10 protein-coding genes are annotated in these 15755 nt (G+C 43.5%); 2 read left to right on the top strand and 8 right to left on the bottom strand.

What is annotated here, in order from left to right:
• Window positions 1-463: 463 nt before the first annotated feature.
• Entirely contained in the window at window positions 464-3232 is a 2769-nt protein-coding gene (locus F0145_RS21005; protein WP_150091657.1) for a hybrid sensor histidine kinase/response regulator transcription factor, read from the bottom strand.
• 337 nt (window positions 3233-3569) lie between these two features.
• On the bottom strand, window positions 3570-4574 hold the full coding sequence (locus F0145_RS21000; RefSeq protein ID WP_150091655.1) for a universal stress protein: 1005 nt from the start codon (window positions 4572-4574) through the stop codon (window positions 3570-3572).
• A gap of 676 nt (window positions 4575-5250) precedes the next feature.
• Here F0145_RS21000 and F0145_RS20995 point away from each other — a divergent pair.
• The gene (locus tag F0145_RS20995) at window positions 5251-6642 is read left to right on the top strand and encodes an aldehyde dehydrogenase (protein WP_150091653.1); all 1392 of its coding nucleotides are present in this window, start codon (window positions 5251-5253) and stop codon (window positions 6640-6642) included.
• 245 nt (window positions 6643-6887) lie between these two features.
• Window positions 6888-7919 carry a spore photoproduct lyase family protein gene (locus F0145_RS20990; protein WP_150091651.1) on the top strand — a complete coding sequence of 344 codons (1032 nt, stop codon included), beginning with the start codon at window positions 6888-6890 and terminating at the stop codon, window positions 7917-7919.
• Window positions 7920-8056: 137 nt separating this feature from the next.
• On the opposite strand, the gene F0145_RS20985 is transcribed toward F0145_RS20990, so the two are convergent.
• The 6 genes from F0145_RS20985 to F0145_RS20960 all read right to left on the bottom strand — a co-directional run bounded on the left by F0145_RS20985 (window position 8057) and on the right by F0145_RS20960 (window position 15751).
• Complete coding sequence (locus F0145_RS20985) at window positions 8057-8623, bottom strand: hypothetical protein (protein ID WP_150091649.1); 567 nt, start codon at window positions 8621-8623, stop codon at window positions 8057-8059.
• A gap of 25 nt (window positions 8624-8648) precedes the next feature.
• Entirely contained in the window at window positions 8649-9818 is a 1170-nt protein-coding gene (gene uxuA / locus F0145_RS20980; protein ID WP_150091647.1) for a mannonate dehydratase, read from the bottom strand.
• 184 nt (window positions 9819-10002) lie between these two features.
• Window positions 10003-10806 carry an SDR family oxidoreductase gene (locus F0145_RS20975; protein WP_150091645.1) on the bottom strand — a complete coding sequence of 268 codons (804 nt, stop codon included), beginning with the start codon at window positions 10804-10806 and terminating at the stop codon, window positions 10003-10005.
• 348 nt (window positions 10807-11154) lie between these two features.
• Window positions 11155-12591 carry a Gfo/Idh/MocA family protein gene (locus F0145_RS20970; RefSeq protein ID WP_150091643.1) on the bottom strand — a complete coding sequence of 479 codons (1437 nt, stop codon included), beginning with the start codon at window positions 12589-12591 and terminating at the stop codon, window positions 11155-11157.
• Between the two features lie 57 nt (window positions 12592-12648).
• Entirely contained in the window at window positions 12649-13506 is an 858-nt protein-coding gene (locus F0145_RS20965) for a ThuA domain-containing protein (RefSeq protein WP_150091641.1), read from the bottom strand.
• A 289-nt stretch (window positions 13507-13795) separates the two neighbouring features.
• On the bottom strand, window positions 13796-15751 hold the full coding sequence (locus F0145_RS20960) for a RagB/SusD family nutrient uptake outer membrane protein (RefSeq protein ID WP_150091639.1): 1956 nt from the start codon (window positions 15749-15751) through the stop codon (window positions 13796-13798).
• Window positions 15752-15755: the final 4 nt, after the last annotated feature.

The raw sequence follows: 15755 nt of genomic DNA, 5'->3' as shown, positions 1-15755 counted from the left end.
TTATTGGTTTTGGAACCAGGGGCTTAAATCATGAATCTGACAATTCAAATAAAAAAGTATGTCCAGACTTTAATACTAAATAGTAAATATTAAGCTCCATAGCAACTCAGCAAATGGCTATGCCTACCTAAGTCTGTCATTCTGTTAAGAATCTTCTGCATGAGTTTAAAAAAACAGGTAATAGGCCAACGCTGGTATTTGCCTGTAATCCTATCCAAGCAGGAGATTCCTGCGGAATGACGGGTGGAGAGGAAAGGATTTATAGTTTCAGCTATGAAAGGGCATTTATACTAGCTGGTATAAATGCATCCTCATTCGTGAATATTAGGTCAAGCCTCAAGCCTGAATAAAGTCAGAGACTTTACTTCATGTTTAGACACAAGTGACGCTTCGCTTAACACTTGCGCCAGCAAACCAGCAAATGAGAATAATTCAATAGAAAATGCCAGATTGATAAACCGCTCTAAACCGGCTCAGTACGTAAATGCTGATTTTTATAATCGGTGGGCGAAACCCCGAACTTGCTTTTAAAAGCAGTAGAGAAATAGGTAGCCGAAGAAAACCCAACCTGAAAGGCTACATCCGCAATAGAAGCTTGGGGCTGCCGCAAAAGCGTACAGGATTTATTAAGCCTTACCGTTTGGATGTAATCATTTACATTGCAGCCAATCAGGGCTTTAACTTTGCGGTATAACTGCACCCTAGACAAGCCAATTTCCCTACCTAAGTACTCCACACTTAGGTCCGGATCGGCCAGTTTGGCGTCAATAATCCGTTTAAAGTCTTCCAGAAACTTTTTATCCAGCTTAGAAATAGTAACGCCTTCGGTTGGGGGCAAATGCAGTATTTCGCCAGCAGAAAAACGCTCTTTAACCAGTTGCCGGTTAGCTAGCAAACTACGAACACTTTCTTTTAAAACCTGCGGGCTGAAAGGCTTAGTTAAATATAAATCGGCCCCTACCTGCATACCCTCAACCTGTTGTTCCAGGCCGGTGCGGGCAGTTAAAATTATTACCGGAATATGCGACGTGCGGAGATCAGCTTTTAAGGAAGCTACTATTTTTAACCCATCCGTGTCGGGTAGTGTTAAATCGCAAATAATCAAATCCGGACTATTTTCGTAAGCTTCTGCTAATCCTTGCTGTCCCTCGGCGGCGGCGGCAACCTGGTAACTTGTTTGCAAAGTAAACTTCAGGAAATTTCGCAAATCCGGATGATCTTCGATTACCAGCACATGGTGCTTTTTAGGTTCTGTATGGGCAGGCATTTCCCAAACCGCGCTGGCATCTTCCAGCAAATGATTACCCACCAATTGTTCCCCGGTTATTACCTGGCCGGTGGTTTTTTCTTCTTCGGTAAAATGCTGCTGGCCTAACTGTAATTGTACCGTAAAGGTGGTGCCCTGATTGGGTTGGCTAACTAATTTAATTTCGCCGTGGTGCAAAGAAATAAACTCTTTCGAAAGCGGCAAGCCTAAACCGGTACCTTTATGCGCGGCGTGCTGGCCCTGGTAAAACATTTCGAAAGCCTTGCCCGCTTCAGAATCTGACATGCCAATACCAGAATCTTTAACTTTAATATTTACAACGTTTAAACTAACATCTTTTTCTACGAGTATTTGAATCCGGCCGTAATCGTTGGTAAACTTAAAAGCATTAGATAAAAGGTTAAAAAATACTTTATCCATCATGTTTGTATCAAACCAAACCGGTACAGTACTCAGGTTAGTTGTTAACTTAAACTCGATGTGGTGTTTTTTGGCCAATTGCTCAAAGGGCCGCATTATCTCCCGGATAAATAAAATTAAATCATTTTCGGTAGCCTTAACTTTTATTTTGCCACCTTCCAGCTTCCGGAAATCTAATAATTGATTAACGAGCCAGAGCAAACGTTGCGCATTTTTCTGAATCAGTTTTAAGTTCTGCTTTACCATTAAATGGTCGGCTTTGCCGTGCAATAAACCTTCTATGGGCCCCAAAATAAGCGTAAGCGGCGTCCGGAACTCGTGCGAAATATTGGTAAAAAACCGGAACTTAGATTCGGTTGCGGCCTGGGCTTCATCGGCCATTTCCTGAATTTTATTCCGTTGCTCTACAATTTCCCGGTTTTTCGCCTTTAGCTTTTTGTTAATTTTTTTTCTTTCTACGGAAGAATACAGCGCCCAAGCGCCTAACACTACTGAGCAAACCAGCAGCCCTGACAATGAATACAATAATATTTGCTGGTTTCGGTAAAGGGCTATTTGCTCATCGTTCCGTTTTTGTTGCCGCTCAATATCTTCCTGCTGGGTCAGAATTTTATCGGTTTGCATTTTAATCATGCGGGCATTAGAGGAGTCGATAACGGCAGTACTTAAAATATTCTCTTTGTTAAAAGGCTTCTTCAGCAATATTTGCATAGCCGTCCGGATGGCTTCTTCGCCGCCGGTGGGGTATAACATGGTAGCGTTTAAGATGCCGTCGTTTACCATTTGAATGCCCCCCAAAGGCCCGGCCAGCCCATCGATGCCAATAAATTTGGTTTTGCCTAATAGTCCTTTTTCTTTAAACACTTCGTGAGCACCCAGGGCCATCTGGTCGTTGTGGGCAAAAACCAAATCTACGGTGGGCAGGTCGGCAATATTTTTTTGCAGGCGTGCTTTAGCTATGTTTTTTTCCCAATCGCCTGGAAAGGTTTTTATAATGGTGATGCCCGGATATTTGCTGATGGCTTCGGAAAAACCCCGGTGCCGCTCTACGGTAGGCGAAGATTTGGGCAATCCGGTAATTTCCAGTACCTGGCCCCGCCCCTGTAAAGCAGCGCCAATATATTGCCCGGCGGTTTTGCCTACTTCGTAATTATTGCCACCTACGTAAGCCGTGTAAAACGAGGAAGCCGTTTTACGGTCTACTACCACCACCGGAATGCCTTTTTGGTAAACTTCTTCTACAATGGGGGTTATGGGTTCGGCCTCGTTCGGCGAAACAATAAGCAGGTCGGGCTTGGCCCGAATTAATTCTTTTATTTGATTAATCTGGGTTTGGCTGTTGCCTTCCGCATCCAGGTATAGTAAACGGGTGTTCGGGTGAAATGCCAGTTCGCGTTGCATGCCCCGGAGCATATCCTGGCGCCAAACATCATTGCCGGTACACTGCGAAAAGCCAATAGTATAGGTTGGTTCTTCTTTTTCTTTACAACCGCACAGAAACAAGAAACCAATAATTACAAAGAGAAGTTTTTCCCGGAAAGGCATCTAAGTAAAACAATTAGGTCTGTTAAGGCTTACCGCTTAACAGCTAGACTAATTTAGTACAATAAAATCAGATGCCCTCGTTTACCACTTTAATAAATTACCAGTAAAAAGTTTATTTCATTATAATAAAGCTACCTTAAAGGGATTTTATTAATAAAGCTTATTTCATAAGCTGCCAAAAACTAAAATATTCTGATTTTTAATTTCGGTCAGCCAACTAATTTTAAAGTCACATTTTTACCTTTTTTAATTTAACCAGCGCGACTAAACTAAGGCTATTTTCTCCTGCGGTTTATTAATATTCCTACGAATGCTTCTTTACATTGCCTAATAAATATTAATTATTTACTGCTTTCCGAACAGGTAGGGGTTCCGGAGTGTGTGATTTGTTTGGGTCTGGCAAAATAAACAAGGGCAAATTAGCTTTTTGCGTAAACTGGCCGGTTACACTTTTCCGAAACAATATTTCCAAAAAGGTATGGCGATGCGGCACCAATGCTAGTAAATCGGCTTGCTGCTCCTGCGCAAACTGCTGAATGCCAGTTGCTATATCAGCCTCCTGCCGGAAATGTACTTCAAAATCTAAATCATGCAATTGCTCATCCAGCAATTCCAATGCTTTCAAGACCTTAGTCTGCTCAGCTTTAGGGTTATTATCCTGGTAAAGATGCAGCACCTGCAAATGCGCGTTAAAAAGTCCGGTAATTTGTTGCAACGAGCGCAGTGAAAAAGCCTCCGGTAAATGGGTAAGATCGCTGGCAAAAACAATGTTCCGGATTGGTTTACTTGGTGCGACAGCCGGTAATGCCAGTACCGGTACCCGCGCCGATTGAATTACCTCAGATACGGTACTGCCCATAACAGCCTGGCTTACAGCCCCCGCACCACGCATGCTCATTATAATTAAATCGGGCTTGTAATTAGCAGCCGCTGCCAGAATTGCTTCCGCCGCCAGACTAAATTTGCTGACACAGTTAATTTTTACAGTGGCTTTTCCGGCGGCTATGGTATCACTTACCAATACATGGTTTCCGCTTTTGGTCAGCGGTTGGTTGGCAGGTAAATCCGGCGCAACGTTTTGGGGCCTGATAAATTTTAAGCTAAAATTTTTGGCAGTATCGCTTTGTACCTCCCTCGCAAATTCTTCCAGAACCTGATTCTTTTCTTTTTCCAGTTGTGCTATTGCTTCATCTACCCTAAAAGCATTTCCGGTCGATAATGGCTCATGAAAAGCATGTAGTAAAACTATGCTGGCCTGTGAAAGACGGGCTAAATCAATGGCAAAAGTTAAAGCCCGGCGCGAACCCAGGGAATAATCAACCGGAACTAATATTGTATGCATGTTGGCAGGGTCTATAAAGCTGTTAGATAATTATTCAGAATAAATATTATCTAAAAGTAGAAACCTTTTTGTGCCTGTACGATGACAAATATTGCCTGCCAGTATGATTTTGATCAGAGCTTTTAAGAAACCCAACGTACTTAATTAACTGCCGGATTACACTTGTTTACGGTCGTTTCTTCTTCTCCAGATAGTGTGAATTTTGGCAACGCCTATAGAGGCAACTAGCCAAAGCGTAATAAATACATAATTAAATTCGGAAATCTGTTTCATGATGGTGTTTTAAGGAAAGGGTCATTAATTTTATAATACAAATTAAGCTAATTACACTTTAAATTAAAATACCTATTTTTAAGTATATTCTAATGTGTAAAATACTATTTTAACATTAATTTAAATAGCTTTTACCTTCTACAATTGCATCAAACATGTGTAAATCAGGCACAATTTCATACAAATTTCTGAATAACAAAACAGCCATACCAAACAAATACCATTTATTAATATTCCGCCTGAAATTTAAACACCACAAAATAACCCAATTTTTGTTTATGCATTTATTGCGCGAGAAATATACCAGCAGCGCGAACTTAACCATTGCGGTATAGCCAGGTAATTAACCTGTACTTACAACAAACGTTTATAGCAGCAACCTTTTAAATAAAAGCTATCTGTTATGAACCAAGCGCCAAACCCCGACTACCATAAATTGCACGAACAGCAGCGGCAATTTTTCGAGAGTGGCCAAACCAGAAGTTATGCTTTCCGGAAACAGCAATTGTTGCGCCTGAAAAAAGCTGTTCGTACGCACGAGGCTCTAATAACCGAAGCTCTGTACCAGGATTTGCGAAAGTCGCCGACCGAAAGCTACACCACCGAAATAGGTTTTGTTTACGAAGAAATAAATTATGCCCTAAAGCACTTAAAAGATTGGATGAAACCCCAGCGCGTTTCTACACCGCTGATAGCGCAGCCTGCCCTGAGCAAAATATACCGCGACCCGCTGGGACTTACCTTTATTATTGCACCCTGGAATTATCCTTTCCAACTCCTGATTTCGCCGCTAGTAGGTGCCATAGCCGGCGGAAACTGCGCCATTTTAAAACCTTCCGAAGAAACTACCCATACTGCTCAGGCTATTGAAAAAATAATACAGGATGCTTTTCCGCCGGAATATATTGCCGTGGTGCAGGGCGTTGGTTCGGTGGTAGTACCGGTCCTAATGGAAAACTACCCTTTCGACCATGTTTTTTTTACGGGCAGCGTACCAGTAGGCAAAATTATTATGGCGGCGGCCGCTAAACACTTAACCCCCGTAACATTAGAATTAGGCGGTAAAAGCCCTTGCGTAATAGACGAAACCGCTAATTTAAAGGTAGCCGCCCGCCGCATTGCCTGGGGTAAATTTCTGAATGCCGGCCAAACCTGCGTTGCCCCCGATTATTTAATAATTCAGCAATCTGTTAAGGAAAAGTTTGTGCGCCTAATGGCCGAAACCTTAAAAGATTTTTACGGGGAAGATCCGGCCCAAAGTCCGGATTACCCACGCATGCTAAATAAAAAACACTACGAAGCTGTAACCAAATTCTTAAATAATGGCCGGATTTTACTTGGCGGGCAAACCGATGAAAAAGACAAATATATTGCACCTACCCTGCTGGATAATATTACCCCCGATGACCCAGTGATGCAGGAAGAAATATTTGGCCCTGTTTTGCCCATCCTAACCTACGAGCGCCTGGAAGAAGTGCCCCAGATGATTGCGCGGCAGCCTTACCCGCTGGCTTTATATTTATTTACCAATAGCAAGGCAAACGAAAATTATATAATGCAGCAAGTGCGCTTCGGCGGTGGCTGCGTAAACGACACGGTATTACATTTAGCTAATCCGGCTATACCTTTTGGTGGCGTTGGCACCAGCGGCCTGGGCAGTTACCACGGCAAATACAGTTTCGATACGTTTACGCACAGCAAAGGCGTTTTAAAAGCAACTACCAAATTAGATATTCCGTTGCGGTATCCGCCCTATCAGAAAAAAGCCAAATACGTTAAGTGGTTTATGGATTAGCACCTACCCGGCGTACTCTTCTTAAAAAATGCGCTTAAAAACTACAAAAACATTAAATAGGTTTGCTGGTTTATTAGCGTAATCAGACCCAGATTTTAGCCCGATTATAATATTATTTCCTCTGATTTCAGGCAGGTAAACGCATGCTAAATCAGCTCAAATATTATTTATAAACTACTGATTACCAACAACATTAAATAACATCAAGCTGAACCAAGCCCCCGTGGCGCCTGTTATAATCCTGTATGCAGAAACTCAATCCTTCTACAATATTATATACCCCCGATGCGCTGAACGCGCGCGGTTTACAGGCTTTGGCAACTTACCCGGATGCGGCCCGCGAAGAAATAAAGCAACATAACCGTTTGCCGGGTTTAGACGGCAACCATTACCAGGTAAAGTCTAATGTGCTGGTGTTGGGCCGTTTAAAAACCTTAATTTGCAAAGAGAGTGGCCGGAGTTCTGATTTTATTTCGCCTAGCTTAGCCAACGGCTGTTTAGGCGCTTGTGCTTATTGCTACGTAGACCGGAACAAGCCCGTAAACCCGATTACCTTGTTTACCAACACCGAAGAAATATTGGCTGCGGTAGATAAGCACGTGCAAAAGCAGGTTTGGCCCAAAGTGCCTAACCAAACCCACCCCTTGTACTACACCTACGATATTGGCTGTAACTCCGATATTTCGGTAGATGCTTCTATTTCGGATAATGTAAAAGTAGCTGTAGATTTTTACCGGCAGCACCCGAAGGCTTTTGCCACTTTTGCTACCAAGTTCGTGAATCCCGATTTGCTTACTTACGATCCGCAAGGCAAAGTTCGCATCCGGTTTAGTTTATTGCCCCATAAAGTAAGTAAGCTGGTAGATGTGCGCACTGATTCTGTTGACAAGCGCATTGCCGCCATCAACGATTTTTACCAGGCCGGCTACGAGGTGCATGTTAACTTTTCGCCGGTGATTGTTTACGAAGGCTGGCAGGATGATTACCGCGAATTATTTGCGCAACTAAACGAAGCAGTGCACCCGCAGGTAAAAGCCCAAATGAGTTCTGAAGTAATATTTTTAACGCATAACTTCTGGCAACACGAAGTTAATTTAAGCATCAACCCGAAGGCCGAGGAATTAATCTGGACACCGGCAACGCAGGAAACTAAGCGCAGCCAGTTTGGCGGTATTAACGTGCGCTACCAGCACCAGCTAAAAGCCCAATTAATAGAAGAATTTAAGCAGTTGCAGCAGGAAATTATTCCGTGGTGCCCTATCCGGTATATTTTTTAACCCTGAATTATTTATATAAAAGCCCCGGCACCAACATCAGGTACCGGGGCTTATAGTATTATTATAGGTAGTATTTAACGACTGGACTAGAACGCGTTTAAACGTACTTTAGCTTTTGTTAAGTAGAAGGCTTTATTTTATCTACTATTATTGCTTATTCTAATCACTTCAAATCCCAAAAAGCCTACTGCCATACAAAGTGTAATTGGTTCATTTTCATTGTACTGTTCCCACTTTGTTTTATAAAGCTCAATACGCTCCTCTTGACCATTTATATTTACATATATCCAATAAGTCTTTGAGCGATTACCTCCTAAGGATTTTCTCTGTATTTTATAATCAGAACATTCAGCAGTTAAGCTAAATCTATCATTAATAAAAGCAGCAATTTCAGGAACAAGCAATGTAAGGCCAATAAAAATGAGACTAGTCGAAATATATTTAGAGGTACGTTCATAATTTTTTAAGTTCGGCAAGATTGCAAACAATAGCCAAACTAATATCATTGAAATTATGAGTCCTGCTAAGGCAAATAAAATAAAAAATTTAGTCCCTTGTAAAATATTGTCAAAGCTTACTACGCCAATTCCAAACATTGCTGCGAAACAAATAAGAAAGGCAAAAACATCAATCATCCAATACCTTTTAATCTTTGCTGATTGATATTCCTTACTTTTAGATTTCTTAAGGTTTACTTTATTCATCTTTTGGCGTACTGCTAACTTCTTTCTAAACCCAGTTTTCAGAACGACAAATACCCTCTTGTAAGCCACGCAGTTCAGCTAAACCGCGCATCCGGCCAATGCAGGAATAGCCGGGGTTAGTGGTTTTCTGCAAATCATCCATCATTTGGTGGCCATGGTCGGGCCGGAACGGAATGGGCTCCGCTACTTGCTGCTGAACGGTTAAGATTTCTTTCATTACGGCGTACATATCTACGTCGCCGCCCAGGTGGTCGTCTTCGTAAAAATTGCCGTGTTCGTCTTTTCTAACATTTCTTAAATGCACAAAATGAATGCGGTCACCTACCATGTGGGCCATTGCGGGTAAATTATTATGGGGGTTAGCGCCCAGCGAACCGGTACAGAAACAAATGCCATTGCTTGGGTTGGGTACGGCTGATAAAATAAATTCTAAATCTTCGGCGGTACTCACAATGCGTGGTAAACCCAAAATATTAAACGGCGGATCATCAGGGTGAATGGCCAGTTTTATTCCTACTTCATCGGCTACCGGCGCTATTTGCTGCAGAAAATATTTCAGGTTTTCGCGTAGTACGGTGCGGTCAATATTTTGGTAACGGGCCAAATTTGCCCGCATTTCTTCCAAAGTCTGTTTTTTCTCACCCGGAATCCCGAACATGACAATATTTACCAGGTAATCTAATTTTTCCGGCGTATAGCTTTGGTATCTTTTTTCCGCTTCCTCCAAAACTGCCTCAGAATAATCCTGACGGGCATTTTCTCTTTGCAGAATATGAATATCGAATACCGCTAGATCGAACCAGTTAAAGTAAAGCGCTTTGGAACCATCGGGCATTATTAAATCCAAATCGGTGCGGGTCCAGTCGTTTACGGGCATAAAATTGTAGGTTACAATCTTAATGCCGCAGGCGGCAATATTCCGCAGAGATTCTTTGTATAAATCGATATAGCGCTGGTAATCGCCGGTGCGGGTTTTGATAGATTCGTGAATGGTTACGCTTTCTACCACATCCCAGGTAAGATCATAAGCAGCTAATTCGGCCTGCCGCTTTTGTATTTCTGCTATGGGCCAAACCTCGCCGTGCGGAATGTGGTGCAAGGCCGTTACAATACCCTCGGCACCGGTTTGTTTAATATCCTGCAGCGTTACCGGGTCTTGCGGACCAAACCAACGCCAAGTTTCTCGCAATTTCATGGATTGTTTAAATGATTTATGTAATAACCTATTTGCTAGTTAGCTATAATTAATTACAGGAGTCCACCCCTGTCATTCAGGAGGAAACTATTTGGCAAGTAACAACATAGTTTCCTCCTGAATGACAGAATTTGAAGTCCTTGTACCTTCCTTATTTTATTTGTAAAATGAATTAAATATTTAACTAAACGCCCGAAAACACCGAAAAGCCACCGTCTACGCAGATTACTTCGCCGCTTACAAATTTAGAGGCATCGCTGAGTAACCAAATTAAGGTGCCAATCAGTTCTTCGGGTTCGCCAAACCGTTTGTAAGGGGTGTTACGGATAACGGCTTCGCCGCGGGCCGTATAGCCGCCATCGGGGGTAGTTAATAAACTGCGGTTTTGGTGGGTTACAAAAAAGCCGGGCGCAATGGCATTCATCCGTATTTTATCGCCGTAGCGGTTTGCCAGTTCCACTGCCATCCAGCGGGTAAAATTATCGACGGCGGCCTTTGCCATAGAGTAGCCCAGTACCCTCGTTATCGCCGACTGGGCAGCCATCGAAGAAATATTAATAATGGTACCACCATTGGTTACCATGTGCCGGCCAAAAATAGTAGTGGGTAAAATGGTACCGTACAGGTTCAAATCGAAAACCTGCTTCAGGGCTTGGATATTTACCGAAAAAATATCCTTATCGGGACCAATTACCGCTTCGGCCACGTTGCCACCGGCGCCATTAACCAAAGCATCTATCCGGCCAAAGGTATCTAACACCTGCTGGCAGACTTTTTCCAAGTCTTCCTGTTGCAAAACATCGGCCGGAATAAACAAAGCATCTCCGCCAGCGGATATTACTTCTTGTTCCCTTTCGCGTCCCACTTCCTCGTTCCGGCCCAATATTACTACTTTACCACCGGCATCGGCTATGCCTTTAATAAACGCACCGCCCAAAATGCCGGTGCCACCCGTTACTACAATTACTTTATCTGTTAGGTTAAACATTTATATTTTATATAATATTTTTAAAAGGCGGTTTTGGATTTTCTAGGCAAAAATTACCAGCGGCAATATATTAAAGAAACCCAGTTGAATATTTCCCAGTTTTCTTTTCGATATTATAATAGCCTGTATTAAATTAAAATGTGAAGCTGTTTAGCATTTTAAATATTGGTTAAACCCGCTGCCCTCGCGAAGGAGGCACCAGCAAGCAGTTTGGCAGAAGCTTTAGAATTAGCAGCGATAACACCACCAATGGCACCAGATTCTGCTCGAGTCAGAAATATTAAACAGCTTCAGATTATATTCTTATCCGTTGCTATAAATTCTAAAATTAGAAATGGCAAATACGAATTAGCTTTTTCTGTTGACTACATAATTAGTACCGTACGGGTAACGCTGCGGCCTGGAGAGTAATTTATTGGCTTCGGCATTATTTTTAAATTCTTCTTTTTTAGGGTCCCAATATAGTTTGCCCGGCACTTTCATGGCAGCGTGCGCCAGCAAACAGGCACTGCACGAACGGTGGGCCACCTCGGCCGGACTAATGGTTTCTTTTTTGTTCTGGATACAATCGAGCCAATTGCCGTGCTGCTCGGGGCTGGCGTACAGGTGGGTTTCTTTGGCTCCTATTTCGGAAGTTAATATTTTGGGGTCGCTGGCCGTGAAGGCTTTGTTTTGTTTGCCACCGGAAGTTGGGTCTGAGGCGGTAACGCCGCCTTCGCCACGGGTAACAAATATCCAGCCGTTGGTGCCTTCAAACTTAATACCGTTCGGGTTTTTACTGTTTATAAACATGGTTACCCCGTTAGCATACTTCGATTCTACGGCATAATCGCCGTGCACCGACCATAATCCTTTTTTCGGGAAATCTGCAAATTTTGCTTCTAGTTCAATGGGGCCGGTTAGTTCTGTATTCATACCCCAATGCGCAATATCTATGTGGTGAACACCCCAACCGGTTATCATACCGGCCCCAAATTGCTCAGAGCGCAACCACCCCGGACGGGAATTAACGTCTTTTTGCGAATGCACCCGCTCTTCGGTATAATAAATATAAGGGGTAGAGCCCAGCCACATGTCGTAGTTCAGATTTTCTGGAATCGGCATTTCGGCGGTGCTGCCACCGGCAGGGTCAGAAGGTAAACCTACATGCACATTTAATAATTTACCAATACGGCCATTCCGGACCAGCTCGCAAGCTTTTTTAAACTGCGGCCACGGATTTATAGAACGCTGCTGGCTGCCCAACTGAAACGTAACCCCTGATTTACGCACGGCATCGCTCATTTGGCGGCCTTCTTCTATGGTAAGGGAAGTTGGCTTTTGCAGGTAAATATGCTTGCCGGCCATTGCGGCCTCTATGGCGGGTTGGGCGTGCCAGTGATCCGGGGTGCTAATCATAACCGCATCAATATCTTTATTGGCCAGCAGTTCTTTATAGTCGTCGTAGATTTTTACATCCAGGTAGCCTTTGGTATTCATTTTTTTATCGTACCAACCTTCTATCATTTGTTTGCCGCTTTGTAGCCGGTTTTTATCTACGTCGGCTACGGCCATAATCCGGGCCACATCGTATTTAAAGGTTTCGGGTAAATCATGGCCCCGGGCTATCCGGCCAATACCAATCTGCCCAATATTAATTTTGTTGCTGGGGGCATTTTTGCCAAATACCGAGGCGGGCACAATAGTAGGAAAGCCGGTAATAGCCACGGAAGTAACCAAAGCACTTTTTGCTGCTTTTTTAATAAACTCCCTTCTGCTATTTAATTCATGCTCATTTTTATTCATGATAAGTTTACTATAGTTGGTGGATAATTTTAGTATAGGTTAATTTAGGCATAAAATTTAATACCGCACGGGCGCATCTTTCGATTGGGCATATGCTTTGGTATAATCGAGTTTTTTGCTTTGGCCAGCAATAAATTGGATGCCTTGTAATAAGTGCTTTAAAAACATAGGTTCCTGGTAGTATTCTTTGTTATGGCCCAGGGTGGTAACCCAAATATTGCCGCCGTCAAAATGCTGGTACCAAACTGCCGGAAACAAATCTTTATAAGGGCCAGAATATTGCTTAACTTTTTCGGCATCGGCGGCATCTAAAGCTTTAAAAGAAGTTAAGTCGTGGGCCATGGTAACTTTTATGCCCGGGTAAAGCTCTTTGGTAAAATAGCATTCGTCGCCTAAACTGCGTTCCCAAACTTTAGGCAAACCTTGCATGGTGGGGTGCGATGGATCAATTAATTTTACATTAAATACCTGGTTTTTGGCATGCCAGACAAAAGTTCCGCCCACCATTTGCTTAAACCAGGTCCAGTTACGTTCGGTACCGGTTACCGAGTGCACTCCTACAAAGCCGCCGCCGGCTTGTATGTAGCGCCGGAAAGCCGTTCTTTGGGCATCGGTATCAAATACATCGTTGTTGGTACTGGTAAAAATAATTAAGGTAAAATCTTTTAGTTTGTCTTCGGTAAATATTGCCGGGTCTTCGGTTACTTCTACTTTAAACCCATTCTCCTGGCCCATTTTCTGAATACTTTTAGCCGCAAAAGGTATATTATCGTGCACATAACCTTTACCGTTTTTGGTATACACCAAAACTTTTACATTTTTCCAGTTTACTTTAGCACCGTTCTGCGGGGGAGCGGCAGCCGTTAAAGAAGCTATTATTAAACAAAAGAGTAAGCTTTTCAAAAATAATTTCATGAGCGCAAGCTGGTGGATAGTTGGTTAATAATTTTTATCTGAGTTCGGGAATTTCAATTTTAATAAAGGAAGCGGGTGTTTACTTAATGAGCATTAACTGCATAAGTAAGTGCCTAAAGTAATTATTTTTTATGTATTAAGTCTGCCTGTTTTTAAATTTTCAGGATTACTGTAAGCAGTGGTTTTGCGCCAGGCCAGCTTTTGGTTTTTTAAAATAGTTAACAGGCCTTTGGGCAGGCTTTTAAATAAACAAGGTGTACCGGACTGGTACACCTTGTTTAGCTAGCAATTACAAATAGCCTGGGTTCTGAAATTTGGTTTTTTCTTCGGCGGTCATTTGCATTGCATCCAGCTGCCCGAGCGGAATTGGGCGCAAATAATGGAATGGTTGAATGGTACGCGTTACGGTAACCGCTTTATGATCTCCTTTTGCAACACCGGCAATCTGGTAAGTAGAAGCCAGTTCCGTCCATTTTTGGGTACGCACCAAATCAAACCAGCGGTATCCTTCACCAAAATACTCCCGCGAACGTTCTGCCAGAATATAATTAATATCTATAGTGGCGGGCGTAGCCGCAATCATCGCTGCACTATTATCTACTACTTTGGCCGTATTGCCGTTGTTATCCCAGCGCCATTTGCCGGCACGGGCCCGAATAACGTTAATCAGATCTCTGGCGCTTTTACCCGGTTGCGTAGCGGCACCCTTTACCGCAGCTTCGGCCGCTATAAAGTAGAACTCTGAATATTTAGCAATGTTAAAGGGCCGGGTACTGCCCGCATTTGGCTGGCCTAATCCATTGCCGTTGTCGGTACGGTAAGGTCCAAGCTTCCAAAGACCGGGATATACAATTCTGCTTATGCCTTGCGGCGATATTACAAAATCAGATCTGCCGGGTAATTCACCGGCACCAATACCGTTTCTGCCTGCTCCGTTAGGATACGTAATAGGCGTAGCGGGTTCGTCGTTCAGGAAAGTTAATATTGCTCCGCCTGGGCTAACCGGCAAACTATTGGCATTATATACCACCGCTTTTGTATCGCCGGCTTTGGGCCAGTTGCCCCGGAAAACGGTGGTAAAGGTACCATCGTAGCGCGAATCATTTGTTTTATCAGCAAAGGTGTTGGTAAATACCCCAATGGTAGGAGCCATCCGGGTCCAAGGGCGCCCTAAGGCTTGTACTGCTTCCCGCTGAACGGAGTTGATGGAAGCCGCCCAGTTTGGATCGGCGCCACTTCTGAGCTCGGTATAATTCCAGGTCATCATCCAGCCGGCAAAGTTATCGGGAGCACCGCCAGAGCCAAAAGTAAGGCTACCGCCGTTATAAAACTGGCTCGATTCCGTATGGTCGGCGTACAGCATTGTTTCCTTGTTGCGGTCGTTTGATCCTAGGTTTACATCGTAGTAAGTAGGCTGTAAAGCATACGGGCCAGGGTTATTAATGGCGGTTGCAGCTACGTCGTATGCCTGCTGAAAGTACCACTGGGCATTGTGTCCATCCGGATCAGTGCGCGGAGCTTCCGGGTAAGTAGGAATATTGTTTGGATTTTCCAGCCACCAGGCGTAAGTAAGATAGGCTTTTGCCAAATAATGGCGCGCAACATTTTTAGATGCCCCTCCGGTAACACGTGGGGTTTCTGGCAAATCATTTACCGCAATCAATAAATCCGGGAATATAGCTTTGGTATAAACCTCAGGTACCGTGTTGCGTACGGCTGTCCGCACCGCGTTGGTGTTAAACTTTAGTTCTCCGGCGCCTAAATCTAAAGGAACCCCGCCAAACGTTTGCACCAACTGAAAGTAATCGAATGCGCGGAAGAACCTGGCTTCGCCAATCAGCGCATTTGAAATTGTTCCTACTTCGGCAGCATTCTCGATAATACCGCTAGCCGTATTAATGTTAGAGAATGCGGCTCCCCACAATACATCGGCCCGGCTGCTGGCAGCATTCAGTTCTCCCTGACCCGACAGATCCATTACCTTAAAGTTTTGATCCGCACTCTGGGCCCATGTTACTTCGTCGGTACCGGTTTGGGTAGCATTATAGTAGTAGGCTTGCCCATATATATAACGCAAGTGGGCATACATAGAAGTTAATCCTCCCTGAACACCTCTTTCGGTACGAAAAAAACCGGGTTCATAAATACTTCGCGGTTGTTCTTCTAAAATATCGGAGCATCCCGCCAGAAATAAGGTTAGGGCGGCTGTTCCTATAATTGATTTTATGTTATATCGTTTTTTCATGGTG

The sequence above is a fragment of the Adhaeribacter rhizoryzae genome (genome assembly GCF_008629685.1).
Classification (GTDB): domain Bacteria; phylum Bacteroidota; class Bacteroidia; order Cytophagales; family Hymenobacteraceae; genus Adhaeribacter; species Adhaeribacter rhizoryzae.
This window is presented reverse-complemented; position numbering and strand designations above follow the sequence as displayed.

Excerpts from the sequence above, each read along its gene's own strand:
- uxuA (WP_150091647.1), bottom strand. The coding sequence starts at position 9,818 with ATGAAATTGCGAGAAACTTGGCGTTGGTTTGGTCCGCAAGACCCGGTA.
- F0145_RS20995 (WP_150091653.1), top strand. The coding sequence starts at position 5,251 with ATGAACCAAGCGCCAAACCCCGACTACCATAAATTGCACGAACAGCAG.
- F0145_RS21000 (WP_150091655.1), bottom strand. The coding sequence starts at position 4,574 with ATGCATACAATATTAGTTCCGGTTGATTATTCCCTGGGTTCGCGCCGG.
- F0145_RS20975 (WP_150091645.1), bottom strand. The coding sequence starts at position 10,806 with ATGTTTAACCTAACAGATAAAGTAATTGTAGTAACGGGTGGCACCGGC.
- F0145_RS20970 (WP_150091643.1), bottom strand. The coding sequence starts at position 12,591 with ATGAATAAAAATGAGCATGAATTAAATAGCAGAAGGGAGTTTATTAAA.
- F0145_RS20985 (WP_150091649.1), bottom strand. The coding sequence starts at position 8,623 with ATGAATAAAGTAAACCTTAAGAAATCTAAAAGTAAGGAATATCAATCA.
- F0145_RS20990 (WP_150091651.1), top strand. The coding sequence starts at position 6,888 with ATGCAGAAACTCAATCCTTCTACAATATTATATACCCCCGATGCGCTG.
- F0145_RS20965 (WP_150091641.1), bottom strand. The coding sequence starts at position 13,506 with ATGAAATTATTTTTGAAAAGCTTACTCTTTTGTTTAATAATAGCTTCT.
- F0145_RS21005 (WP_150091657.1), bottom strand. The coding sequence starts at position 3,232 with ATGCCTTTCCGGGAAAAACTTCTCTTTGTAATTATTGGTTTCTTGTTT.
- F0145_RS20960 (WP_150091639.1), bottom strand. The coding sequence starts at position 15,751 with ATGAAAAAACGATATAACATAAAATCAATTATAGGAACAGCCGCCCTA.